The sequence below is a fragment of the Enterobacter sp. EGD-HP1 genome, from assembly GCF_000733275.2.
Taxonomy (GTDB): domain Bacteria; phylum Pseudomonadota; class Gammaproteobacteria; order Enterobacterales; family Enterobacteriaceae; genus Enterobacter.
This window is the reverse complement of record NZ_AVOP01000005.1, coordinates 1-24,457: the sequence shown is the minus strand read 5'-3', so window position 1 is coordinate 24,457 and position 24,457 is coordinate 1. Positions and strand designations below refer to the sequence as shown.

At 55.4% G+C, this 24,457-nt stretch carries 25 protein-coding genes and 2 tRNA genes; 19 read left to right on the top strand and 8 right to left on the bottom strand.

Features of this window, described 5'->3' with window-relative positions; all coding sequences use genetic code 11:
- The first annotated feature begins 139 nt into the window (after positions 1–139).
- Positions 140–472, top strand: coding sequence for a preprotein translocase subunit SecG (gene secG, locus N037_RS06005; RefSeq protein ID WP_023333590.1), 333 nt, complete (start codon positions 140–142; stop codon positions 470–472).
- Positions 473–481: 9 nt separating this feature from the next.
- Positions 482–568, top strand: a tRNA-Leu gene (locus tag N037_RS06000).
- Positions 569–720: 152 nt separating this feature from the next.
- Here the strand turns inward: N037_RS06000 and argG are convergent.
- Entirely contained in the window at positions 721–2,067 is a 1,347-nt protein-coding gene (gene argG, locus N037_RS05995) for an argininosuccinate synthase (protein WP_023309336.1), read from the bottom strand.
- 287 nt (positions 2,068–2,354) lie between these two features.
- Between argG and N037_RS05990 the strand changes: the two genes are divergently transcribed.
- The 12 genes from N037_RS05990 (at position 2,355) to mtr (ending at position 16,039) form a co-directional block, all read left to right on the top strand.
- Positions 2,355–2,431 (top strand) — tRNA-Met (locus N037_RS05990).
- A gap of 207 nt (positions 2,432–2,638) precedes the next feature.
- The gene (gene rimP / locus N037_RS05985) at positions 2,639–3,091 is read left to right on the top strand and encodes a ribosome maturation factor RimP (RefSeq protein ID WP_032639709.1); all 453 of its coding nucleotides are present in this window, start codon (positions 2,639–2,641) and stop codon (positions 3,089–3,091) included.
- A 28-nt stretch (positions 3,092–3,119) separates the two neighbouring features.
- Entirely contained in the window at positions 3,120–4,622 is a 1,503-nt protein-coding gene (nusA, locus tag N037_RS05980; RefSeq protein ID WP_032639707.1) for a transcription termination factor NusA, read from the top strand.
- Between the two features lie 24 nt (positions 4,623–4,646).
- Positions 4,647–7,334: a translation initiation factor IF-2 gene (gene infB / locus N037_RS05975; RefSeq protein WP_023333588.1), complete on the top strand. Its 2,688-nt coding sequence runs from the start codon at positions 4,647–4,649 to the stop codon at positions 7,332–7,334.
- A gap of 89 nt (positions 7,335–7,423) precedes the next feature.
- Positions 7,424–7,828 carry a 30S ribosome-binding factor RbfA gene (rbfA, locus tag N037_RS05970; RefSeq protein WP_003024988.1) on the top strand — a complete coding sequence of 135 codons (405 nt, stop codon included), beginning with the start codon at positions 7,424–7,426 and terminating at the stop codon, positions 7,826–7,828.
- Complete coding sequence (gene truB / locus N037_RS05965; RefSeq protein ID WP_032639704.1) at positions 7,828–8,778, top strand: tRNA pseudouridine(55) synthase TruB; 951 nt, start codon at positions 7,828–7,830, stop codon at positions 8,776–8,778. Before rbfA ends, truB begins: the two co-directional genes overlap by 1 nt.
- A 154-nt stretch (positions 8,779–8,932) precedes the next feature.
- Positions 8,933–9,202, top strand: coding sequence for a 30S ribosomal protein S15 (gene rpsO / locus N037_RS05960; RefSeq protein WP_003861789.1), 270 nt, complete (start codon positions 8,933–8,935; stop codon positions 9,200–9,202).
- Positions 9,203–9,444: 242 nt separating this feature from the next.
- Positions 9,445–11,583, top strand: coding sequence for a polyribonucleotide nucleotidyltransferase (gene pnp / locus N037_RS05955; RefSeq protein WP_023309332.1), 2,139 nt, complete (start codon positions 9,445–9,447; stop codon positions 11,581–11,583).
- Between the two features lie 108 nt (positions 11,584–11,691).
- The gene (gene nlpI, locus N037_RS05950) at positions 11,692–12,576 is read left to right on the top strand and encodes a lipoprotein NlpI (RefSeq protein ID WP_023333586.1); all 885 of its coding nucleotides are present in this window, start codon (positions 11,692–11,694) and stop codon (positions 12,574–12,576) included.
- A gap of 107 nt (positions 12,577–12,683) precedes the next feature.
- Positions 12,684–12,764 (top strand): protein YrbN, encoded by an 81-nt coding sequence (yrbN, locus tag N037_RS24800; RefSeq protein WP_097397692.1) that lies wholly within the window; start codon positions 12,684–12,686, stop codon positions 12,762–12,764.
- A complete protein-coding gene (locus N037_RS05945; RefSeq protein ID WP_032639702.1) occupies positions 12,757–14,652 on the top strand; it encodes a DEAD/DEAH family ATP-dependent RNA helicase in 1,896 nt (631 codons plus the stop codon). Before yrbN ends, N037_RS05945 begins: the two co-directional genes overlap by 8 nt.
- Before the next feature lie 142 nt (positions 14,653–14,794).
- Positions 14,795–16,039: a tryptophan permease gene (gene mtr, locus N037_RS05940; protein ID WP_032639779.1), complete on the top strand. Its 1,245-nt coding sequence runs from the start codon at positions 14,795–14,797 to the stop codon at positions 16,037–16,039.
- 96 nt (positions 16,040–16,135) lie between these two features.
- Here the strand turns inward: mtr and N037_RS05935 are convergent, their stop codons facing one another.
- From N037_RS05935 to ubiU, 3 genes are all read right to left on the bottom strand, one after another.
- On the bottom strand, positions 16,136–17,143 hold the full coding sequence (locus N037_RS05935; protein ID WP_023333583.1) for a luciferase-like monooxygenase: 1,008 nt from the start codon (positions 17,141–17,143) through the stop codon (positions 16,136–16,138).
- Between the two features lie 78 nt (positions 17,144–17,221).
- Positions 17,222–18,100, bottom strand: a complete 879-nt coding sequence (locus tag N037_RS05930) for a U32 family peptidase (RefSeq protein ID WP_032639700.1) — start codon at positions 18,098–18,100, stop codon at positions 17,222–17,224.
- A gap of 7 nt (positions 18,101–18,107) precedes the next feature.
- On the bottom strand, positions 18,108–19,103 hold the full coding sequence (gene ubiU / locus N037_RS05925) for a ubiquinone anaerobic biosynthesis protein UbiU (protein WP_032639698.1): 996 nt from the start codon (positions 19,101–19,103) through the stop codon (positions 18,108–18,110).
- A gap of 211 nt (positions 19,104–19,314) precedes the next feature.
- On the opposite strand from ubiU, the gene ubiT reads away from it, so the two are divergent.
- Together ubiT and N037_RS05915 are read left to right on the top strand one after the other, a co-directional pair.
- Positions 19,315–19,839 carry a ubiquinone anaerobic biosynthesis accessory factor UbiT gene (ubiT, locus tag N037_RS05920; protein WP_032639696.1) on the top strand — a complete coding sequence of 175 codons (525 nt, stop codon included), beginning with the start codon at positions 19,315–19,317 and terminating at the stop codon, positions 19,837–19,839.
- Positions 19,833–20,336: a GNAT family N-acetyltransferase gene (locus N037_RS05915; protein ID WP_032639694.1), complete on the top strand. Its 504-nt coding sequence runs from the start codon at positions 19,833–19,835 to the stop codon at positions 20,334–20,336. The genes ubiT and N037_RS05915 overlap by 7 nt, the downstream gene beginning before the upstream one ends.
- Here the strand turns inward: N037_RS05915 and N037_RS05910 are convergent.
- Positions 20,323–20,652, bottom strand: a complete 330-nt coding sequence (locus tag N037_RS05910; RefSeq protein WP_072163896.1) for a GIY-YIG nuclease family protein — start codon at positions 20,650–20,652, stop codon at positions 20,323–20,325. The genes N037_RS05915 and N037_RS05910 overlap by 14 nt on opposite strands.
- 14 nt (positions 20,653–20,666) lie before the next feature.
- Between N037_RS05910 and N037_RS05905 the strand changes: the two genes are divergently transcribed.
- Positions 20,667–21,101: a YhbP family protein gene (locus N037_RS05905; RefSeq protein WP_023309322.1), complete on the top strand. Its 435-nt coding sequence runs from the start codon at positions 20,667–20,669 to the stop codon at positions 21,099–21,101.
- Here the strand turns inward: N037_RS05905 and N037_RS05900 are convergent.
- Positions 21,081–21,599 carry a type 1 glutamine amidotransferase domain-containing protein gene (locus N037_RS05900; RefSeq protein ID WP_023333577.1) on the bottom strand — a complete coding sequence of 173 codons (519 nt, stop codon included), beginning with the start codon at positions 21,597–21,599 and terminating at the stop codon, positions 21,081–21,083. The two genes, N037_RS05905 and N037_RS05900, sit on opposite strands and share 21 nt — an antisense overlap.
- 128 nt (positions 21,600–21,727) lie before the next feature.
- On the opposite strand from N037_RS05900, the gene N037_RS05895 reads away from it, so the two are divergent.
- A complete protein-coding gene (locus N037_RS05895; RefSeq protein WP_032639691.1) occupies positions 21,728–22,372 on the top strand; it encodes an NAD(P)H-binding protein in 645 nt (214 codons plus the stop codon).
- 40 nt (positions 22,373–22,412) lie between these two features.
- Positions 22,413–23,450 (top strand): permease, encoded by a 1,038-nt coding sequence (locus N037_RS05890; RefSeq protein WP_032639689.1) that lies wholly within the window; start codon positions 22,413–22,415, stop codon positions 23,448–23,450.
- Positions 23,451–23,499: 49 nt separating this feature from the next.
- On the opposite strand, the gene dolP is transcribed toward N037_RS05890, so the two are convergent.
- The gene (gene dolP, locus N037_RS05885) at positions 23,500–24,075 is read right to left on the bottom strand and encodes a division/outer membrane stress-associated lipid-binding lipoprotein (protein WP_023333574.1); all 576 of its coding nucleotides are present in this window, start codon (positions 24,073–24,075) and stop codon (positions 23,500–23,502) included.
- Positions 24,076–24,084: 9 nt separating this feature from the next.
- A partial coding sequence (locus tag N037_RS05880) for an SIS domain-containing protein (protein WP_032639687.1) occupies positions 24,085–24,457 on the bottom strand: 373 nt, incomplete at its 5' end.

Here is a 24,457-nt window from a genome sequence, read left to right as displayed (position 1 = left end):
TTGATACAATGCGTCGAAAATGCCCTTGCGAAGGCCATTCGCTTTGGTTAGTATTCACACCCGCTTCAGTGGGAAACAAAAATCCTGCTAATTGGTCGAAGCATTGGTATGCGGCAAATCCGCAAGGAACAGGTTGATTATGTACGAAGCTCTTTTAGTTATTTTCCTTATTGTAGCCATCGCTCTCGTAGCGCTGATTATGCTGCAGCAAGGTAAAGGCGCTGATATGGGAGCCTCCTTCGGAGCAGGCGCTTCCGGTACGCTGTTTGGTTCAAGTGGTTCTGCGAACTTCATGACCCGTACAACGGCGATTCTGGCTACGCTGTTCTTCATCATCAGTCTGGTGCTTGGCAATATCAACAGCAACAAGACCAGCAAAGGAAGCGAGTGGGAAAATCTGAGCGCGCCAGCGAAAACTGAGCAGACTCAGCCAGCTGCACCGGCTAAGCCAACCAGCGATATCCCGCACTAAGTATTCTGTACCGAGGTGGTGGAATTGGTAGACACGCTACCTTGAGGTGGTAGTGCCCTAACGGGCTTGTGGGTTCGAGTCCCATCCTCGGTACCAATATTCCAGAAGAAAGACGTCGAAAGACGTCTTTTTTTTCGTCTGTATATTGTGTGGGGGGCAAAATGACGGGTGGCGCTGCGCTTACCCGCCCTACAAACACCAAACAAAAAAGGCGCCGGTAGGGCGCCTTTTGCATGACTTGCTGTCGATTATTTCTTATCGCTGTGTTCCAGGTTTTCAACCTGTGGCAGACCGTTACCGGAGTTCGCGGAGAGCAGGCCATTCTCAACATAGTTGAACAGCTTCTCGCGGGTATCGGTGATATCCAGGTTACGCATGGTCAGCTGGCCAATACGATCGTCCGGTGAGAACACGGATTCACCTTTCTCCATGGTCAGACGCTCTGCTTTATAGGTCAGGTTGTCCGACACGGTGTTCAGAATGGAGTAGTCGTTACCGCGACGCAGTTCCAGCGTCACTTCGCCGGTGATCGCGCTTGCTACCCAACGCTGCAGCGCATCACGCAGCATCAGCGCCTGTGGATCGAACCAGCGGCCCTGATACAGCAGTTTACCCAGCTGACGGCCATGAGAGTGATACTGCTCAATGGTGTCTTCGTTGTGGATGCCGGTCAGCAGACGCTCGTAAGCGATGTGCAGCAGCGCCATACCCGGGGCTTCATAGATGCCACGGCTTTTCGCTTCGATGATACGGTTTTCAATCTGATCGCTCATGCCCAGACCGTGACGTCCGCCAATACGGTTAGCTTCCAGCATCAGCTCAACGTCGTCAGAGAAGGTTTTACCGTTCAGCGCAACCGGATGGCCGCGTTCGAAACGCACAGTCACTTCTTCGGCCTGGATTTTGACGTTCTCGTCCCAGAACTTCACGCCCATGATCGGGTTAACGATCTTCACGCTGGAGTTCAGGAATTCCAGGTCTTTCGCTTCGTGCGTCGCACCCAGCATGTTGGAGTCGGTGGAGTAGGCTTTCTCAACGGACATCTTGTAGTCAAAACCGCAGGCAATCATAAACTCGGACATTTCATGACGACCACCCAGCTCGTCGATGAAGTCGGTATCCAGCCATGGCTTGTAGATCTGCAGTTCGGCGTTGGTCAGCAGGCCATAACGATAGAAACGTTCAATATCGTTGCCTTTATAGGTACTGCCGTCACCCCAGATGTTGACGCCGTCTTCTTTCATCGCCGCAACCAGCATGGTGCCGGTGACCGCACGGCCCAGCGGGGTCGTGTTGAAATAGGTCAGGCCGCCGGTGGTGTTATGGAATGCACCACACTGAATAGCCGCGATACCTTCCGCGACCAGTTGCTTACGGCAGTCAATCAGGCGCGCGTTCTCAGCACCATACTCTTTAGCGCGACGAGGAATGGCATCATAGTCGTCCTCATCCGGCTGACCCAGGTTCGCAGTATAGGCATACGGAACCGCTCCCTTCTGGCGCATCCACAGCAGTGCAGCGCTGGTATCCAGGCCGCCTGAGAAAGCGATGCCAATACGTTGTCCTACCGGAAGATGCTTGAGAATCGTCGTCATAGAATAAAACCCTGCTTGATTGACTGATTAGAGACCGCTTTCGCTCTCTTGTGCATTTTTATGCAAAATAAGTGAGTATTCATTTAATCATCTTTTGGCGAAGACCGGAAGAGACTCGTGCGTTTTTTGTAAAAATTTTGGTCTGTTTGATCTGGCGGAAGTCGCCTTGACAGGTGGGGTCAACTATCAATATACTAAACGCCGATTTTACGTCCCGTCTTCGGTACCAAATCCCAGCATTATTTGCAAATTCTGTCCAAAACGCGTAGAATTTGCCACGTTTCAGGCGCGGGGTGGAGCAGCCTGGTAGCTCGTCGGGCTCATAACCCGAAGGTCGTCGGTTCAAATCCGGCCCCCGCAACCACTTTCCCATAAAGTTCTTTTTCAAATATACTGTGAAGACTTAGAGCCTTCGTAGCTGGATTTGAAAAAATTCTTTCGGAAAGTGCTCCAGGCCACAGTTGTGGCTATAGGGTTCAGTTATCTAAAGCCCCGATTTATCGGGGTTTTTTGTTATCTGACTACAGAATAACTGGGCTTTACGCCCTTTTTTTATGTCTTGGGGGTGGGCTTGTCCACATTAGAGCAAAAATTAACAGAGATGATTACTGCACCGGTCGAAGCACTGGGCTACGAACTGGTCGGCATCGAATTCGTTCGCGGCCGTACATCGACGCTGCGCATCTATATTGATAGTGAAGATGGCATCAATGTTGATGATTGTGCTGATGTCAGCCACCAGGTGAGTGCGGTTCTTGATGTTGAAGACCCGATTACCGTTGCGTACAACCTGGAAGTTTCCTCACCTGGCCTCGATCGCCCGATGTTCACGGCCGAGCACTATGTGCGCTTTACCGGTGAAGAAGTGGCTCTCGTTCTGCGTATGGCCGTACAGAACCGCCGTAAATGGCAGGGAATTATCAAAGCCGTTGATGGTGAAATGATCACGGTGACAGTCGACGGCAAAGATGAAGTGTTCGCGCTGAGTAATATCCAGAAGGCGAACCTGGTTCCCCACTTTTAACAGTCTGGATTGAGGTGAAAAGCCCGCGATGAACAAAGAAATTTTGGCTGTTGTTGAAGCCGTCTCCAATGAGAAATCACTGCCGCGTGAGAAGATTTTCGAAGCGCTGGAAAGTGCACTGGCTACAGCAACCAAGAAAAAATACGAACAAGAGATCGATGTTCGCGTAGAAATCGATCGTAAAAGCGGTGACTTCGATACATTCCGTCGTTGGGTAATCGTTGAAGAAGTGACCCAGCCGACCAAAGAGATCACGCTGGAAGCCGCCCGTTTTGAAGACGAAAGTCTGAACGTGGGCGATTACGTTGAAGATCAGATTGAATCTGTGACCTTCGACCGTATCACCACCCAGACCGCTAAACAGGTCATCGTGCAGAAAGTGCGCGAAGCCGAGCGCGCGCTGGTTGTCGATCAGTTCCGCGATCAGGAAGGCGAAATCATCACCGGCGTGGTGAAGAAAGTGAACCGCGACAACATCTCCCTGGAGATCAAATCCGAAGGGTTGCCGGGTAACGCTGAAGCCGTGATCCTGCGTGAAGATATGCTGCCGCGTGAAAACTTCCGTCCAGGCGACCGTATCCGCGGTGTTCTGTACGCCGTTCGCCCTGAAGCGCGCGGTGCGCAGCTGTTCGTGACCCGTTCTAAGCCAGAAATGCTGGTAGAACTGTTCCGTATCGAAGTACCGGAAATCGGTGAAGAAGTTATCGAGATTAAAGCGGCGGCTCGCGATCCGGGCTCCCGTGCGAAAATTGCGGTGAAAACCAACGACAAGCGTATCGACCCGGTCGGTGCTTGCGTCGGTATGCGCGGTGCGCGTGTCCAGGCAGTCTCTACTGAGCTGGGCGGCGAACGTATTGATATCGTTCTGTGGGATGACAACCCGGCGCAGTTCGTGATCAACGCAATGGCTCCAGCTGATGTGGCGTCTATCGTTGTTGACGAAGACAAACACACCATGGATATCGCTGTTGAAGCGGGCAACCTGGCGCAGGCAATCGGCCGTAACGGTCAGAACGTACGCCTGGCGTCACAGCTGAGCGGCTGGGAACTCAACGTTATGACCGTTGATGACCTGCAGGCTAAGCATCAGGCTGAAGCCCATGCGGCGATCGATACCTTCACTAAATACCTGGATATTGACGAAGACTTCGCCACTGTTCTGGTTGAAGAAGGTTTCTCTACGCTGGAAGAACTGGCCTATGTGCCAATGAAAGAGCTGCTGGAAATTGACGGTCTGGATGAACCAACCGTTGAAACCCTGCGTGAACGCGCTAAAAACGCACTGACCACCCTGGCGCTGGCTCAGGAAGAAAGCCTTGGCGATAAGAAGCCGGCTGATGACCTGCTGAATCTGGAAGGTCTTGATCGTGCGATTGCGTTCAAGCTGGCTGCCCGTGGTGTTTGTACGCTGGAAGATCTCGCTGAGCAAGGCGTTGATGACCTGGCTGATATCGAAGGTTTAACCGACGAGAAAGCCGGCGAGCTCATCATGGCCGCACGTAATATTTGCTGGTTCGGCGACGAAGCGTAATAAACTGTAGCAGGAAGGAACAGCATGACTGATGTAACTGTAAAATCGCTGGCTGCTGAGATTCAGACCTCCGTGGACCGCCTGGTACAGCAATTTGCTGATGCAGGGATCCCGAAGTCCGCTGATGACTCGGTGACCGCGCAAGAAAAACAAACCTTGTTAACGCATTTGAACCGTGAACACGGTTCTACGCCTGACAAGTTAACGCTGCAGCGCAAAACGCGTAGCACGTTAAACATCCCTGGTACCGGTGGCAAAAGCAAATCGGTACAAATTGAAGTCCGCAAGACGCGCACCTTTGTAAAACGTGATCCGCAAGAGGCAGAACGCCTTGCCGCGGAAGAGCAGGCACAGCGTGAAGCGGAAGAACAAGCTCAGCGTGAGGCGGAAGCAACCGCCAAACGTGAAGCAGAATTAAAAGCTGAACGTGAGGCCGCAGAAAAAGCGAAACGCGACGCAAGTGATAAAGTGAAGCGTGACGCTGCGGAAAAAGACAAAGTGAGCAATCAACAGACAGACGAAATGACAAAAACCGCCCAGGCTGAAAAAGCCCGCCGTGAAAATGAAGCTGCCGAGCTGAAGCGTAAAGCGGAAGAAGAAGCCCGCCGTAAGCTGGAAGAAGAAGCTCGCCGCGTCGCAGAAGAAGCGCGCCGTATGGCAGAAGAAAACGAGAAGAACGGTGTGAATACCGCTGAACCGACTGAAGATACCAGCGATTATCACGTGACCACTTCTCAGCACGCGCGTCAGGCTGAAGACGACAACGACCGTGAAGTTGAAGGTGGTCGCGGCCGTACTCGCAGTACTAAAGCTGCGCGTCCAGCGAAAAAAGGCAATAAGCACGCTGAATCCAAAGCTGACCGTGAAGAAGCACGCGCTGCTGTTCGCGGCGGTAAAGGCGGTAAGCGTAAAGGTTCCGCTCTGCAGCAGGGCTTCCAGAAGCCAGCTCAGGCAGTTAACCGTGACGTCGTGATTGGCGAAACCATCACCGTTGGCGAACTGGCGAACAAGATGGCGGTTAAAGGCTCTCAGGTCATCAAAGCGATGATGAAGCTGGGCGCTATGGCAACCATCAACCAGGTCATCGATCAGGAAACCGCACAGCTGGTTGCTGAAGAGATGGGCCACAAAGTTATCCTGCGTCGTGAAAATGAACTGGAAGAAGCAGTAATGAGCGACCGTGATACTGGCGCTGCGGCAGAACCGCGCGCACCAGTAGTGACCATCATGGGTCACGTTGACCACGGTAAAACCTCTCTGCTTGACTACATTCGCTCTACCAAGGTTGCCTCTGGTGAAGCGGGTGGCATTACCCAGCACATCGGTGCTTACCACGTAGAAACCGAAAACGGCATGATCACCTTCCTGGATACCCCAGGCCACGCAGCGTTTACCTCAATGCGTGCCCGTGGTGCTCAGGCGACGGATATCGTTGTCCTGGTTGTTGCTGCGGACGATGGCGTGATGCCTCAGACCATCGAAGCTATCCAACACGCGAAAGCGGCGCAGGTGCCTCTGGTTGTTGCAGTCAACAAAATCGATAAGCCAGAAGCCGATCTGGACCGCGTGAAGAATGAACTGTCTCAGTACGGCGTTATGCCGGAAGAGTGGGGCGGTGAAGCGCAGTTCATCCCAGTATCTGCTAAAGCGGGTACCGGTATTGACGACCTGCTGAACGCGATCCTGCTGCAGGCTGAAGTACTGGAGCTGAAAGCGATCCGTAATGGTATGGCGAGCGGTGCGGTGATCGAATCCTTCCTGGATAAAGGACGTGGCCCGGTTGCTACCGTTCTGGTTCGTGAAGGTACGCTGCATAAAGGCGATATCGTTCTGTGTGGCTTCGAATACGGCCGCGTTCGTGCGATGCGTAACGAACTGGGTCAGGAAGTTCTGGAAGCGGGTCCGTCCATTCCAGTGGAAATCCTGGGTCTGTCCGGTGTTCCGGCTGCCGGTGACGAAGTGACCGTTGTGCGTGACGAGAAGAAAGCGCGTGAAGTGGCACTGTATCGTCAGGGCAAATTCCGTGAAGTTAAACTGGCTCGTCAGCAGAAATCTAAACTCGAGAACATGTTTGCCAACATGACCGAGGGCGAAGTTCACGAAGTGAACATCGTTCTGAAAGCTGACGTTCAGGGTTCTGTGGAAGCGATCTCCGACTCCTTGCTGAAACTGTCTACCGACGAAGTGAAAGTGAAGATCATCGGTTCTGGCGTAGGTGGTATCACCGAAACCGACGCGACCCTGGCTGCTGCGTCCAACGCTATCCTGGTCGGCTTCAACGTTCGTGCGGATGCATCTGCGCGTAAAGTGATTGAAGCTGAAAGCCTGGATCTGCGCTACTACTCCGTCATCTATAACCTGATCGACGAAGTGAAAGCAGCGATGAGCGGCATGCTGTCTCCTGAGCTGAAACAGCAGATCATCGGTCTGGCTGAAGTACGTGACGTGTTCAAATCACCGAAATTCGGTGCGATCGCAGGCTGTATGGTTACCGAAGGTAACATCAAACGTCACAACCCAATCCGCGTACTGCGCGACAACGTGGTTATCTACGAAGGCGAGCTGGAATCCCTGCGCCGCTTCAAAGATGACGTTAACGAAGTCCGTAACGGCATGGAATGTGGTATCGGCGTGAAGAACTACAACGACGTTCGCGTTGGCGATATGATCGAAGTGTTCGAGATCATCGAAATTCAGCGTACCATCGCTTAATTACCGATTGTAAGCCGGGATCGCCTCGCGCCACCCGGCAATAATTTTAAAAGGGGCTTTTAGCCCCTTTTTTGTCTGGAGAATTTATTATGGCGAAAGAATTTGGTCGCCCTCAGCGCGTAGCGCAGGAAATGCAGAAAGAGATCGCACTCATTCTGCAACGTGAAATTAAAGACCCGCGTGTCGGCATGATGACCACCGTTTCCGGTGTCGAAATGTCCCGCGATTTGGCCTATGCAAAAGTGTTCGTCACTTTCCTGAACGATCAGGACGAAGCGGCAGTGAAAAACGGCATTAAAGCGCTGCAGGAAGCCTCAGGTTTCATCCGCTCTCTGCTTGGCAAAGCGATGCGCCTGCGTATCGTTCCTGAACTGACCTTCTTCTACGACAACTCGCTGGTCGAAGGTATGCGTATGTCCAACCTGGTGACCAGCGTGGTGAAACATGACGATGAGCGTCGTGTGAACCCAGCGGACGACAGCAAGGAGGACTGATGAGTCGTCCTCGTCGTCGTGGTCGCGACGTGCATGGTGTGCTGCTGCTGGATAAACCCCAGGGCGCATCCAGCAACGACGTGCTGCAAAAAGTTAAGCGTATTTATAACGCCAACCGTGCGGGCCATACGGGCGCGCTCGATCCGCTGGCAACCGGCATGCTGCCGGTCTGCCTGGGTGAGGCGACAAAGTTTTCCCAGTACCTGCTCGACTCCGATAAACGTTACCGCGTTATCGCTAAACTGGGCCAGCGCACGGATACCTCCGACGCGGATGGACAGGTGGTTGAAGAGCGCCCGGTGGCCTTCAGTGCAGAGCAGCTTGATGCGGCGCTGGAAAGCTTCCGTGGCGACACGATGCAGGTGCCGTCGATGTATTCGGCGCTGAAATATCAGGGCAAGAAGCTCTACGAATATGCGCGCCAGGGCATTGACGTCCCGCGTGAAGCCCGTCCGATAACCGTGTATGAGTTGCTGTTAATTCGCCATGAAGGCGATGAGCTGGAGCTGGAAGTGCACTGTTCGAAAGGGACCTATATTCGCACCATCATCGACGATCTCGGTGAAAAGCTGGGCTGCGGCGCGCATGTGATTTACCTGCGTCGTCTGGCGGTGAGCAAGTACCCGGTGGAGCGGATGGTAACCCTTGAACATCTGCGCGAGCTCGTAGAACAGGCGGAAGCACAGGGGATCGCGCCGGCAGATTTGTTGGATCCACTGCTGATGCCGATGGACAGTCCGGCAGCAGACTTCCCGGTTGTTAATCTTCCTTTAACATCGTCCGTTTACTTTAAGAACGGCAACCCGGTTCGTACGGCACAAGCGCCGCTGGAAGGACTGGTACGCGTGACCGAAGGTGACGAAGGGAAATTCATCGGTATGGGCGAAATGGATGGCGAAGGGCGCGTTGCGCCGCGTCGTCTGGTCGTCGAATATCCGGTCGACGCGTGACGGTGATAACGGCTCACCTTGCGATAAGCAGGGGAGACGAGTAGAATATCGCCGCTTAACGCCTGGTAAATTGTTTAACAATCTGCGGGGCGTACATGGGATTGCTGAATTAGAGATCGGCATCCTTACATTCTTTATACTTTGGAGTTTGAAAATGTCTCTAAGCGTTGAAGCTAAAGCTAAAATCGTTTCTGAGTTTGGTCGTGGTACTAACGACAGCGGTTCTACCGAAGTTCAGGTTGCACTGCTGACTGCACAGATTAACCACCTGCAGGGTCACTTTGCAGAGCACAAAAAAGATCACCACAGCCGTCGTGGTCTGCTGCGTATGGTTTCTCAGCGTCGTAAACTGCTCGACTACCTGAAACGTAAAGATGTTGCACGCTACACCGCGCTGATCGAGCGTCTGGGTCTGCGTCGCTAAGTCTTGCGAGTTTCAGAAAAGGGGGCCTGATGGCCCCTTTTTTCAACCAGACGGCAGCAATTCACTGGAAACTATTGTATTGTTGCTATAAATGATCTTCATTGCAGAGGTTCGCGCGGCTAATGAGAGGCTTCACCCATGGGGGTGTTGGTTGTCATTAGTCGCGAGGATGCGAAGAAGGTCGGGTTAAATCGACAGCACACCGATGGTGTGCTGTCAAACATTTAAGAAAGGACAGAACTTTGCTGAATCCGATCGTTCGTAAATTCCAGTACGGTCAACATACCGTCACGCTGGAAACCGGCATGATGGCACGTCAGGCTACTGCTGCCGTTATGGTAAGCATGGATGACACTGCGGTATTCGTTACCGTTGTTGGCCAGAAAAAAGCTAAACCAGGTCAGGACTTCTTCCCGCTGACCGTTAACTACCAGGAGCGTACCTACGCTGCCGGTAAAATCCCGGGTGGTTTCTTCCGTCGTGAAGGCCGTCCAAGCGAAGGCGAAACCCTGATTGCGCGTCTGATTGACCGCCCGGTTCGTCCGCTGTTCCCGGAAGGCTTCGTTAACGAAGTTCAGGTTATCGCGACCGTTGTTTCCGTTAACCCACAGGTTAACCCGGACATCGTTGCGATGATCGGCGCATCCGCTGCCCTGTCGCTGTCTGGTATTCCATTCAATGGCCCAATCGGTGCCGCGCGCGTTGGCTACATCAACGACCAGTACGTGCTGAACCCAACTCAGGAAGAGCTGAAAGAAAGTAAGCTGGACCTGGTTGTAGCGGGTACTGAAGCCGCTGTGCTGATGGTTGAATCCGAAGCTGAACTGCTGAGCGAAGACCAGATGCTGGGCGCTGTGGTATTTGGCCACGACCAGCAGCAGATCGTTATCCAGAACATCAACGACCTGGTGAAAGAAGCCGGTAAACCACGTTGGGACTGGCAGCCAGAAGCGGCAAACGACGCGCTGAACGCACGCGTTGCAGCCCTGGCAGAATCTCGTCTGAGCGATGCATACCGCATCACTGACAAACAGGAGCGTTACGCTCAGGTTGACGTGATCAAGTCTGAAACTATCGCGACGCTGGTTGCTGAAGACGAAGCGCTGGACGCTAACGAACTGAGCGACATCCTGCACGCTATCGAGAAAAACGTTGTTCGTAGCCGCGTACTGGCAGGCGAGCCGCGTATTGATGGCCGCGAAAAAGACATGATCCGTGGTCTGGATGTGCGTACTGGCGTTCTGCCACGTACTCACGGTTCCGCGCTGTTCACCCGTGGTGAAACGCAGGCGCTGGTTACCGCGACCCTGGGTACCGCACGTGACGCACAGATCATCGACGAACTGATGGGCGAGCGCACCGACAGCTTCCTGTTCCACTACAACTTCCCTCCGTACTCCGTAGGCGAAACCGGTATGGTTGGCTCGCCGAAGCGTCGTGAAATTGGTCACGGTCGTCTGGCGAAGCGCGGCGTGCTGGCAGTCATGCCAGAAGCAGACAAATTCCCGTACACCGTACGTGTGGTGTCTGAAATCACCGAATCCAACGGTTCTTCTTCCATGGCTTCCGTGTGTGGTGCCTCTCTGGCGCTGATGGATGCAGGCGTGCCAATCAAAGCCGCCGTTGCGGGTATCGCAATGGGTCTGGTGAAAGAAGGCGACAACTTTGTTGTTCTGTCTGACATTCTGGGTGACGAAGACCACCTGGGCGATATGGACTTCAAAGTAGCGGGTTCCCGCGAAGGTATCTCTGCGCTGCAGATGGATATCAAAATTGAAGGTATCACCAAAGAGATCATGCAGGTTGCCCTGAACCAGGCTAAAGGTGCGCGTCTGCACATCCTGGGCGTGATGGAACAGGCGATTAACGCGCCGCGTGGCGATATTTCTCAGTTCGCTCCGCGTATCCACACCATCAAGATCAATCCAGACAAGATCAAAGATGTTATCGGTAAGGGCGGTTCCGTAATCCGTGCGCTGACCGAAGAGACTGGCACCACGATCGAAATCGAAGATGACGGTACTGTGAAGATCGCAGCAACCGACGGCGAGAAAGCGAAATTCGCGATCCGCCGCATCGAAGAAATCACTGCAGAGATCGAAGTGGGCCGCGTCTACGCAGGTAAAGTGACCCGTATCGTTGACTTTGGCGCGTTCGTTGCCATCGGTGGCGGTAAAGAAGGTCTGGTTCACATCTCTCAGATCGCTGACAAGCGCGTTGAGAAAGTGACCGATTACCTGCAGATGGGTCAGGAAGTACCGGTTAAAGTTCTGGAAGTTGATCGCCAGGGCCGTATCCGTCTGAGCATTAAAGAAGCAACCGAGCAGTCTCAGCCAGCTGCTGCGCCAGAAGCACAGGCAGCAGAACAGCAAGGCGAGTAAGTTGCCATTTGCCCTCCGCTTTGCGGAGGGCCTATTATCAGGCAGGACGCCTTGTTAAGCCGCCGGGGGACAGGACGTTCATCCAATAGTTGTCTTCGGGAGTGGGAAATGAAGCCTTTTTTGCGCTGGTGTTTCGTTGCGACAGCTTTAACGCTGGCAGGATGCAGCAACTCTGCCTGGCGTAAGAGCGAAGTCCTCGCAGTGCCATTGCAACCGACTTTGCAGCAGGAAGTGATTCTGGCACGCATGGAACAAATACTTGCCAGTCGGGCTTTAACCGATGAAGAACGCGCACAGCTTTTATATGAGCGCGGAGTGTTGTATGATAGTCTCGGTCTGAGGGCATTGGCGCGAAATGATTTTTCACAAGCGCTGGCTATCCGACCTGATATGCCTGAAGTATTCAATTACTTAGGCATTTATTTAACGCAGGCAGGCAATTTTGATGCTGCCTATGAAGCGTTTGATTCTGTACTTGAGCTTGATCCAACTTACAACTACGCGCACTTGAATCGCGGTATCGCATTGTATTACGGCGGTCGTGATAAGTTAGCGCAAGATGATCTGCTGGCGTTTTATCAAGACGATCCTAATGATCCTTTCCGTAGCCTGTGGCTTTACATCGTTGAGCGGAAGCTCGATGAGAAGCAGGCAAAAGAGGCACTAAAACAGCGCTTCGATAAATCGGACAAGGAACAGTGGGGATGGAACATTGTCGAGTTCTACCTGGGCAACATTAGCGAAGCAACGCTGATGGAACGCCTCAAGGCGGACGCAACGGATAACACCTCGCTCGCTGAGCATCTCAGTGAAACCAACTTCTATTTAGGTAAGTACTACCTAAGTCTGGGGGATATGGACAGCGCTACGGCACTGTTCAAATTAGCGGTTGCTAACAACGTACACAACTTCGTTGAGCACCGTTATGCATTGTTGGAATTATCGCTCTTGGGCCAGGAGCAAGACGACCTGGCAGAATCGGACCAGCAATAGCTGACGACATAAACATCAGCCCGTAATCTTTTGATTGCCATCACCTTCACTGGTGAGGGCGTTGTTGTTCGTCAATACACCTACTTTGAGCCGGTTCACACTTTTCAATGAAAATTGCTAATCATTTTCACGATGAGCTAAGTAGACTGGCCGCCATTAATATCGAGGCACTTGTACTACATGGCTGAATTCGAAACCACTTTTGCAGATCTGGGCCTGAAGGCTCCTATCCTTGAAGCCCTTAACGATCTGGGTTACGAAAAACCATCTCCGATCCAGGCTGAGTGTATCCCACACCTGCTCTCTGGTCGTGACGTGCTGGGCATGGCCCAGACTGGTAGCGGTAAAACTGCAGCATTCTCGCTGCCGCTGCTGAACAACATTGATCCGGACCTGCGTGCACCGCAGATCCTCGTCCTGGCTCCAACCCGTGAACTGGCTGTTCAGGTTGCAGAAGCAATGACGGAATTCTCTAAACATATGCGCGGCGTAAACGTGGTAGCCCTGTACGGCGGCCAGCGTTATGACGTGCAGTTACGCGCCCTGCGCCAGGGTCCACAGATTGTTGTCGGTACGCCGGGCCGTCTGCTGGATCACCTGAAGCGCGGTACTCTGGATCTCTCTAAACTGAGCGGCCTGGTACTGGATGAAGCAGATGAAATGCTGCGTATGGGCTTCATCGAAGACGTCGAAACCATCATGGCGCAGATCCCGGACGGTCACCAGACCGCGCTGTTCTCTGCCACCATGCCAGAAGCGATTCGCCGTATCACCAAACGCTTCATGAAAGATCCTCAGGAAGTGCGTATTCAGTCCAGCGTAACTACTCGCCCGGACATCAGCCAGAGCTACTGGTCTGTGTACGGCATGCGCAAAAACGAAGCGCTGGTACGTTTCCTGGAAGCGGAAGATTTTGATGCGGCGATTATCTTCGTTCGTACCAAAAACGCGACCCTGGAAGTGGCTGAAGCCCTGGAGCGTAGCGGCTACAACAGCGCAGCGCTGAACGGCGACATGAACCAGGCCCTGCGTGAGCAGACTCTGGAACGTCTGAAAGATGGTCGTCTGGATATCCTGATTGCAACCGACGTGGCAGCACGTGGTCTGGACGTTGAGCGTATCAGCCTGGTTGTGAACTACGACATCCCGATGGATTCCGAGTCTTACGTTCACCGTATCGGCCGTACCGGTCGTGCGGGCCGTGCTGGCCGCGCGCTGCTGTTCGTTGAGAACCGCGAGCGTCGTCTGCTGCGTAACATTGAACGCACCATGAAGCTGACCATTCCAGAAGCTGACCTGCCAAACGCAGATCTGCTGGGTAAACGCCGTCTGGAAAAATTCGCCGCGAAAGTACAGCAGCAGCTGGAAAGCAGCGATCTGGATCAGTACCGTGCGCTGCTGTCGCAGATTCAGCCTGTTGCTGAAGGCGAAGAGCTGGACATGGAAACCCTGGCTGCAGCACTGCTGAAAATGGCTCAGGGCGAACGTAGCCTGATCGTGCCACCAGATGCGCCGATGCGTCCTAAGCGTGAATTCCGTGACCGTGACGATCGCTTCGAACGTCGTGGCGACCGTAATGACCGTGGCCCACGCGGTGACCGTCCAGAGCGTGGTGGTGAAGACCGTCCACGTCGTGAACGTCGTGACGCGGGTGACATGGAACTGTACCGCATTGAAGTGGGCCGTGATGATGGCGTTGAAGTTCGTCACATCGTTGGCGCGATCGCTAACGAAGGCGACATCAGCAGCCGTTACATCGGTAACATCAAGCTGTTCGCATCCCACTCCACCATCGAGCTGCCAAAAGGCATGCCGGGCGAAGTGCTGCAGCACTTTACGCGTACCCGCATCCTGAACAAGCCGATGAACATGCAGCTGATGGGTGATGCACAGCCACGCCCTGACCGCGGTGGTGAACGTCGTGGCGGTGGTCGCAGCTTCGGTGGCGAGCGTCGTGAAGGCGGCCGCAGCGAAGGTCGCGGTGGTGAAGGTCGTCGTTTCTCCGGCGAGCGTCGCGAAAACCGTGGCCCACGTCGTGAAGAAGGCACCAGCCGTCGCCGTTTCGGTGACGCGTAAGCCTTACGCTTCTGACGTAAAGTAAAATATACAGCCCCGATATACGCTATCGGGGCTTTTTTTATTCCCTTTGTACTCTTGTACTGGTACAGTGCGTCACATTAAAATGCAGAACCGCATGATTGACTGGAGAAAAGGCTGTATGGCGACACTAACCACCACCCAAACGTCACCTTCGCTGCTTGGCGGCGTGGTGATCATCGGCGGAACCATTATAGGTGCCGGGATGTTTTCCCTGCCCGTGGTCATGTCCGGTGCGTGGTTCTTCTGGTCGCTTGCGGCGCTGGTCTTTACCTGGTTCTGTATGCTCCATTCCGGGCTGATGATCCTTGAGGCGAATCTGAACTACCGCATTGGCTCCAGCTTCGACACCATCACCAAAGATCTGCTGGGTAAAGGCTGGAACCTGGTGAACGGGCTGTCCATCGCCTTTGTGCTCTATATCCTGACCTACGCGTATATTTCGGCGAGCGGCTCGATTCTGCATCACACCTTCTCGGAGATGTCGCTGAACGTTCCGGCGCGTCTGGCGGGGCTGTGTTTTGCGCTGGCTGTAGCGTTTATCGTCTGGATGAGCACCAAAGCGGTGAGCCGCATGACGGCGATCGTATTAGGCGCTAAGGTCATCACTTTTTTCCTGACCTTTGGCAGCCTGCTGGGGCACGTGACGCCCGCCACGCTGTTTAACATCGCCGAAGTGAATACCTCCTACACGCCGTACCTGCTGATGACGCTGCCGTTCTGTCTGGCGTCGTTCGGTTACCACGGTAACGTGCCGAGCCTGATGAAGTACTACGGCAAAGATCCCCGCACCATTGTAAAGTGTCTGGTCTACGGCACGCTGCTGGCGCTGGGTCTGTATGTGATTTGGCTGCTGGGGACGATGGGCAACATCCCGCGTCCGGAATTTATCGGCATTGCCCAGAAGGGCGGTAACATCGACGTGCTGGTGCAGGCGCTGAGCGGCGTGCTGAACAGCCGCAGCCTGGATCTGCTTCTGGTTATCTTCTCTAACTTTGCGGTGGCGAGCTCTTTCCTCGGCGTAACCCTGGGTCTGTTTGACTACCTGGCGGATCTGTTTGGCTTTGATGATTCTGCGATGGGGCGCTTCAAAACCGCGCTGCTGACCTTCCTGCCACCGATTGTGGGCGGTCTGCTGTGGCCGAACGGCTTCCTGTACGCCATCGGCTATGCCGGCCTGGCGGCGACCATCTGGGCGGCAATTGTGCCGGCGCTGCTGGCACGTAAATCACGTAAACGCTTTGGCAGCCCGAAATTCCGCGTCTGGGGCGGTAAGCCGATGATTGTACTGATTCTGGTGTTTGGTGCTGGCAATGCCCTGGTACACGTGCTGTCGAGTTTTAACCTGCTGCCTGTTTACCATTAAACCGTGCGGCCTGATCCCCTCACCCCGCCCCTCTCCCGAAGGGAGAGGGAGAAAACCGTAGGCCGGGCAAGGCGAAGCCGCCACCCGGCAAAAAGGCTACCCCACCAACTCTTCTTTCACCTGCATCGCCAAATCAAACGAATGCAAACGCGCCTGGTGATCGAAAATCTGGCCGTTAACCATAATCTCATCCGCCTGCGTTTCGCGCAGCACCGCTTCAAGCCCGTGACGCACTTTTGCCTTATCCCCCACCAGCGACATACTCAGCGCCTGCTGAACGCCATACTGTTCTGAGGCTGACCACAGCTGATGCATATTCTCCACCGGCGGTGGAAGCTGGCCCGTCTCACCGCGACGCAGCTTCACAAACGCCTGCTGCACGGAGGTAAACAGGAATTCCGCGTCGCGGTTGCTGTCGGCGGCAATGATGTTGATACACACCATCGCGTACGGCTTCTCCAGACGCTCGGACGGTTTGAAGTTCGTGCGGTAAAGATGCAGCGCCTGATGCAGCATATCCGGCGCGAAGTGCGAGGCGAACGCAAAAGGCAGCCCCAGCTGCGCGGCAAGCTGTGCGCTGTAGAGGCTTGAGCCCAGCAGCCAAACCGGGATCTTCTCACCGTAGCCCGGTACCGGGCGAACGTGCGGGTTCGGATCGCGCGCGTCGAACCAGTCCACCAGCTCGGCCACGTCGCGCGGGAAGTTGTCGATATCGCCGCTCATATGGCGACGCAGGGCACGCATGGTCGGCTGGTCGCTGCCCGGCGCACGACCAAGGCCCAAATCAATGCGCCCCGGATAGAGGGTATTCAGGGTGCCAAACTGCTCGGCAATCACCAGCGGGGCGTGGTTTGGCAGCATCACGCCGCCGGAGCCCAGGTGCAGGGTAGTGGTATTAGCTGCCAGATAGCCAATCAGTACCGAGGTGGCGGCGCTGGCGATGCCCACCATGTTGTGGTGCTCGGCCAGCCAGTAGCGGTGATAGCCACGCTTTTCGGCCAGCTTAGCCAGATCCAGCGAGTGCGAAAAGGCTTCTCTTGCCGAGGCGCCTTGTGGGATCGGCGCCAGATCCAGCACCGAAAACGGAATGGTTTTGTCAGTCATAACAGCTCACTTTGTCGACGGTGAATCTTTAATACTGCATTAAAAAATGATAACCGTTGTTAACAAAGTGAGCCTTTTTTACGCCTGAAGTTCCAGCCCGGCCAGACGCTTCCAGTAGCCATTGCAGTCGCTGTTTGCCGTCAGCGGCAGCGGAGCGGCTCCGTTTTCATTGGCGCGGAAGGCGTCCAGCATCGCGAACACGCCGGTATCGAGCGGCGACAGCCGAACCATATCTACCAGCCCCTCCATCGACGCCAGCTCGTTGCCGAGGTTATAGACATAGCCGCTCATGGTCTGAATACCGTTGAGGACAAACACCTGCTGATTCTCCTGCGACAGCATGCTGCGCCCGTTCGGGTACTTAATGCAGCAGGTTTCACACTCGTCTTTCGGGCGGTCTTCCGAGCGCGCGGTAAAGCAGCGGGCGGAGTAGGCCAGCGGCAGATGCCCGTAGCTCAGCACCTCCACGTCAAACTGATTGCGTATGCCCAGCTCGTCGCACTGATTCAGCAGGTTTGCCAGCCAGTCGCGGGAGAGTTCTACCGGCATGCACCAGCGCGTCATCCCCTGTTTGAGCAGCAGGCGCAAGGTCACGGCGTTATAGCAGTTCAGGGCATGGCCCGCGACAAACGGCAGCTTGCGTTCGGCGCACATATTAACCACGCCGAGATCGCTCGCCTCCAGCAGGAACTCGCCGTTTTCGACGTAGCGCTTCAGCTCGCCCAGTTCGGAAGACGCCTGCACCAGCGCGAGCGTCGAGAGCACCACCTGCTTGCCGCTGCCGGCCAGGCTTTTCGCCATATCCAGCCAGTCGCCCACCTTGGTGGCGCGGCGCTTGCTGCACACCACTTCACCGAGGTAAATCACATCGGCGCTGCTGGTGGCGGCCTGTTGGTAAAAATCTTCCAGCGTCTCTTTTGGCCAGTAGTAGAGCACCGGTCCTAATGAATATTTCATGATGATCTCACTGCCATTTACGGTGATACGCGCCAAGCGTGGTTTGCGTGCCTTCGGACATCGACCCGAGCGTCTCCATCCAGTACTGCTGTGGAGCGTAGTTCTGCGGATCCGCCATGCAGCGGTCGATGGCCTGACGCCACACTTTCGCTACCTGGCTCACGTAGGCCGGGCTGCGCTGACGACCTTCGATTTTCACCGAGGCAATATTGGCCGCCAGCAGTTCCGGCAGCAGCTCCAGCGTGTTAAGGCTGGTCGGCTCCTCCAGCGCGTGATAGCGCTCGCCGTCGACCAGATAGCGGCCCTTACACAAGGTTGGATAACCGGCGTTTTCACCGTCCTTGTAGCGGTCAATCAGCACCTCATTCAGGCGAGACTCCAGCCCCTGAGGGGTTTGCTGCCAGCGAACAAAGCGGGCAGGGGAGCAGGCCCCGACGGTATTCGGAGATTCACCGGTTAAATAAGAGGAAAGATAGCAACGGCCTTCGGCCATGATGCACAGGCTGCCAAAGGCAAAAACCTCCAGCGGTACTGGCGTGACGCGCGCGAGTTGCTTAACCTGATGAATAGAGAGCACGCGCGGCAGCACCACGCGGGCCACGTCAAAGTGCTGATGGTAAAAACGCACGGCCTCTTCGTTGGTGGCAGATGCCTGAACAGAGACGTGGCGCTCAATATGAGGATAGCGTTCTGCCGCATACTCAAGCATGGCGAGGTCGGCCAGGATCAGCGCATCGGCACCCAGCTGTGCTGCCATATCCACCGCGCGCTGCCAGCGGGCATAGCCGTCAGGATGAGCAAAGGTATTGATGGCGATATGCAGCTTGCGGCGGTGCTGGTGAACGAAGTTAACGGCTTCCTGAAGCTTTTTCTCCGTAAAGTTGAGGCCAGCAAAATGGCGGGCGTTGGTGTCATCTTTCAGCCCGATATAGACCGCATCGGCCCCATTTTCGATGGCCGCCTTAAGCGCCGGAAGATTTCCGGCAGGGCAGAGCAGCTCCATAATTTATCCTGATGTAGTCGATCGCAAAATTGTTAACGAGCTGGGATTTTAATTAACCCATACGCGACAATTTTTGATTTAAGGCAGCTAATGGCGTATTGATGGCACCAATAATGAGGTACGGCTGACGAAGGTTTGTTGATTTACGCCGCTATGTTGCGCTTCGGATATGGCAAAATAGCAGGACTATAGATATCAGGGAGTAAAGCTCGTGCTGGATAAACTGCGTTCACGTCTCGTACAATTTGGTCCATCAATGCTGAGCGTGCCGGTCAAGCTGGCGCCGTTCGCGCTTAAACGCCAGGTGCTGGAGCAGGTCCTGAGCTGGCAGTTCCGCCAGGCGCTGCAGGATGGCGAGCTAGAATTCCTCGAAGGCCGCTGGTTAAGCATTGAAGTGCGTGACATCGGGCTGCGCTGGTTTACCTCCGTTGAGAATGACCAGCTGATCGTACGCGAAACCGCCGAGGCGGATGTGAGTTTTAGCGCCAGCGCCAGCGATCTGCTGATGATCGCCGCGCGCAAGCAGGATCCGGATACGCTCTTCTTCCAGCGCCGTCTGGTGATTGAAGGCGATACGGAGCTGGGCCTGTACGTTAAGAATTTAATGGATGCCATTGAGCTGGAGCAGATGCCGAAAGCGCTGCGCGTGATGTTAATGCAAATGGCAGATTTCGTTGAGGCCGGGCTGAAAACCCCGCCGGACGGTAAACACACTTCAGTAGGTGAGCCATGCTGATTCGAGTCGAAATTGGGATTGATGCGCCGGGGATCGATGCGTTGTTACGCCGCGCCTTTGCGAGCGATGCCGAAGCCCAACTGGTCCACGACCTTCGCGAAGACGGCCTGATTACGCTGGGGCTGGTTGCCACCGATGACGAAGGTCAGGTGGTGGGCTATGTTGCCTTCAGTCCGGTCATCGTTCAGGGCGAAGAGCTGCAGTGGGTAGGCATGGCGCCGTTGGCGGTAGATGAAAGCTATCGCGGGCAAGGTCTGGCGCGCCAGCTGGTCTATGAAGGGCTGGATTCGCTCAATGAGTTTGGTTATGCGGCCGTTGTCACGCTGGGCGATCCGGCGTTCTATGGCCGATTGGGCTTTGAGCAGGCCGCGCATTACGATCTGCGCTGCCGCTGGCCGGGTACAGAATCCGCTTTCCAGGTCCATCGTCTGGCGGACGACGCGCTCAACGGCGTGCATGGCCTGGTCGAGTACCACGACCATTTCAATCGCTTTTAATCAGGCTCTCGCGTAGCGCCTCAAAGGAGCCGTCTCCGGTCACGAGGCGCTCTTTCTGGCGCTTCGTCAGCTGTTTGATGCGGTATTCCAGCCTGAGCGCCAGCGAACGGTCGCCGACGGGCGCTGAGAAGGCGAGCTGTAATTCCCCTTTCCCCCGCAGCGCCTTTGCCCCTTTTCCCGTTTGATGTTGTAAAAAACGCCGCGCTACATCGGTGGTGATCCCGGTGTAGAGGGCGTTATCAGCGGTTCGGACAAGATAGAGAAACCAGCACACGGTAAACGGATTCAGTATGTTAAGGTGAACGCACCATAGCATGAGAGAGAACGAAAATGGAAACACTGGCCGCCATTAACCGCTGGCTGGCGAAGCAGCATGTTGTCACCTGGTGCGTCTATGACGAGGGTGAGATGTGGTGCGCAAATGCGTTTTACTACTACGATCCTGAGCGCGTGGCTTTTTATGTCATGAGTGAAGACAAAACGCGTCACGCGCAGATGACCGGACAGCAGGCAAAGGTGGCGGGCACGGTAAACGGCCAGCCGAAAACGGTCGCGCTGATCCGCGGCGTGCAGTTCAAAGGGGAGATCCGTCGTCTGGATGGTGAAGAGAGCGACGCGCGCCGTAAGCTCTACACGCGCCGCTTTCCGGTAGCCGCTGCGCTAAAAGCCCCGGTGTGGGAAATCCGCCTCGATGAGCTGAAATTTACCGACAACACCCTGGGCTTTGGCAAGAAGCTTCACTGGTTACGCGCCGAGCAGGCGTAGCGCTTCGCGGTTAAACGCCGGGAGATCGTCCGGGGTTCGGCTGGTGATCAGCTGGTCTTTGTCGTTAACCACCTCCTGATCGTAAAACTCGGCCCCCGCATTTTTCAGATCGATAACGATCGGCTTCACGGCGGTAAGCTTACGCCCGCGGACCACTTCTGCGCTGATGAGCAGCTGCGGGCCGTGGCAGATGGCAAAGACCGGTTTGCCGGTGGAGACAAAGTCCCGGGTGAAGGTCACGAAGCGCTCGTCCCCGCGCAGGGAATCCGGGGAATGGCCGCCGGGTAAGAGCAGAGCGTCGAAATCTGAGGGGCTAACGTTATCGATAGTCTCATCAATGGTCACGGTCGCCTCGCCCTTATGGCCTGTCACCGTTTTGCCCGCCTCTTTCTCAATGGTAATGACCTCATGTCCCGCCTTGCGGAACGCCTCTGCTGGAGAGGTGAATTCTGAATCTTCAAACTCGTCGGTAATCAAGACTGCGATTTTCTTGCCCATGCTTCCTCCGTTGTTTTGGCTTCAGACTGATTTTTCTCCGCTTGTGGTAAATACTTACCTGTAACAGACTTCTAAGTGTGGTCGACGACGCTGAGTTCGCAAACGGACAATTCTGTAAAGGGGATAAGATGAGTCAGGTATTGATTACGGGTGCCACCGGGTTAGTGGGCGATCATCTGCTGCGGCTGCTGATTCAGGATCGCCGCGTGAACTACATTGCCGCCCCGACGCGTCGACCGCTGGCGGACTTATCCGGCGTTTTTAATCCGCACGATCCTCAGCTGACCGACGCGCTGGCGCAGGTCCAGGACCCGATTGATATCGCCTTTTGCTGTCTGGGCACCACGCGGCGGGAGGCGGGCAGCAAAGAGGCATTTATCCACGCCGACTATACGCTGGTGGTGGATACCGCACTCACGGCGAAAAAGCTGGGGGCCAAACATTTTCTGGTGGTCAGCGCGCTGGGTGCCAGTGCCGGATCGCCTTTCTTCTACAACCAGGTCAAGGGCAAGATGGAGGATGCACTGATTGCGCAGAAATGGGAGCAGCTGACGATTGTGCGCCCGTCGATGCTGATCGGCCACCGGGACGAACGCCGATTTAACGAGTCGATACTGGCCCCGCTGTTTCGCATTCTTCCCGGCAACTGGAAATCCATCGAGGCGCGGGACGTCGCCCGCGCGATGTTAAAAGAGGGGCTGGCCCCGTCGAAAGCGGGCGTTAACATTATCCCCTCGGCAAAACTGCGTGAAATCGCGCAGGGCGAGGCGTAAACTCCCCCGGCTAATAACCTAATACTCTCCGGGGAATGCTATGACTGGTCAGTCTTCATCTCAGGCGGCAACACCTGTTCAATGGTGGAAGCCCGCACTCTTCTTTCTCGTGGTCATTGTTGGCCTCTGGTACGTGAAATGGCAGCCGTACTACGGCAAAGCCTTCACCGCCGCCGAAACGCACAGCATCGGTAAATCTATTCTCGCGCAGGCTGATTCCAGCCCGCTGCAGGCGGCGTGGGACTACGCCATGGTCTACTTCCTTGCCGTCTGGAAGGCTGCCGTCTTAGGCGTGATCCTGGGCTCGCTGATTCAGGTGCTGATCCCCCGTAACTGGCTGGTGAAAACCCTCGGGCAGCCGCGCTTTCAGGGCACGCTGCTGGGAACGATTTTCTCCCTGCCGGGCATGATGTGCTCCTGCTGTGCCGCGCCCGTGGCTGCAGGGATGCGTCGTCAGCGCGTGTCGATGGGCGGCGCGCTGGCGTTCTGGATGGGGAACCCGCTGCTCAACCCGGCAACGCTGGTGTTTATGGGCTTCGTGCTCGGCTGGCATTTCGCGTTTATCCGCCTGGTTGCCGGGCTGCTGACCGTGCTGGTGGTGGCGACGCTGGTACAAAAGCTGGTGAAGGATACTGCCGAAGAACCCGCAGCCGTTGAGCTTGACGTCAGCGAGCCGCAGGGCGGTTTCTTCGCTCGCTGGGGCAGGGCGCTGTGGCAGCTCTTCTGGAGCACCATCCCGGTCTATATCCTGGCGGTACTGGTTCTGGGGGCGGCGCGCGTCTGGCTCTTCCCGCATGCGGATGGCGCAATCGACAACACGCTGATGTGGGTCATTGCGATGGCCGTTGCAGGCTGTCTTTTTGTGATCCCAACGGCGGCGGAGATCCCGATTGTTCAGACCATGATGCTGGCCGGTATGGGTACCGCGCCGGCGCTGGCGCTGCTGATTACGCTGCCGGCGATCAGCCTGCCGTCGCTTATCATGCTGCGTAAGTCGTTCCCGGCGAAAGCGCTGTGGCTCACCGCTGGGCTGGTGGCGTTGAGCGGGGCGATAGTGGGGAGTATTGCGTTGATGTAAAAAAAGCCCGGTGGCGCTAGCGCTTACCGGGCCTACATTCAGGTGTGGCTTACTTAATGTAAGTAAACGCGGTGGTGACGTGCTTCACGCCGCTCACCCGGCTGGCGATATCGGCCGCCGCTTTCCCTTCACGGTCGGTCACCAGGCCCAGCAGGAACACTTCGCCGTTTTCAGTCGTCACTTTCACGTTGGATGATTTCACCTGGTCCGAACCCAGCAGCTGGGAACGCACTTTGGTGGTGATCCAGGTATCGGAAGAGGCGTCACCCAGGCCAATTGGCTTGCCCTGACGCACTTCGTTAAACACCTCTGTGGTCCCTTCGACGCCCATCGCAATCTGTTTCGCGCGAGAGGCGAGCTCCATATTCGGTGCCTGGCCTGCCAGCAGCACTTTGCCCTGATAAGCCGTTACGTTGATACGCGCTTCTTTCTTGATTTGTTCGTCTTTCGACAGCGCACTGTTGACGCGCAGCTCCAGCGTACCGTCATCCACCTGTGTCCCCACGGTGCGTGGATCGGTTGCCGCCTTGGTGCCTACCGCTGCGGTACCCACAACGGCCGCAGCGATACATCCCTGAAGCAGTAATGCAGACATAAGGACTGCGAGGGTCGATAAAGCCTTCATAAGAACTCCTTAATCATCCTGGTGAGGGAAAAGCGTGTTATCGATCAAATCACATAAGCAGTTCACCGTGAGCATATGCATTTCCTGAATACGTGCGCTCCGGTGAGAAGGAATGCGGATTTCCACATCCTGCGGCCCAAGCAGACCCGCCAGCTCACCCCCGTCATAGCCGGTTAAGGCCACGATGGTCATGTCGCGGGTGACGGCGGCTTCAACGGCTTTGACAATGTCCCGGCTATTCCCGCGCGTGGAGATGGCCAGCAGCACATCTCCGGCGTGACCCAGGGCTCGCACCTGCTTTGCGTAAATTTCGTCATGCAGACGATCGTTAGCAATCGCCGTTAAGACCACATTATCGGTATTAAGTGCAATGGCGGGTAAA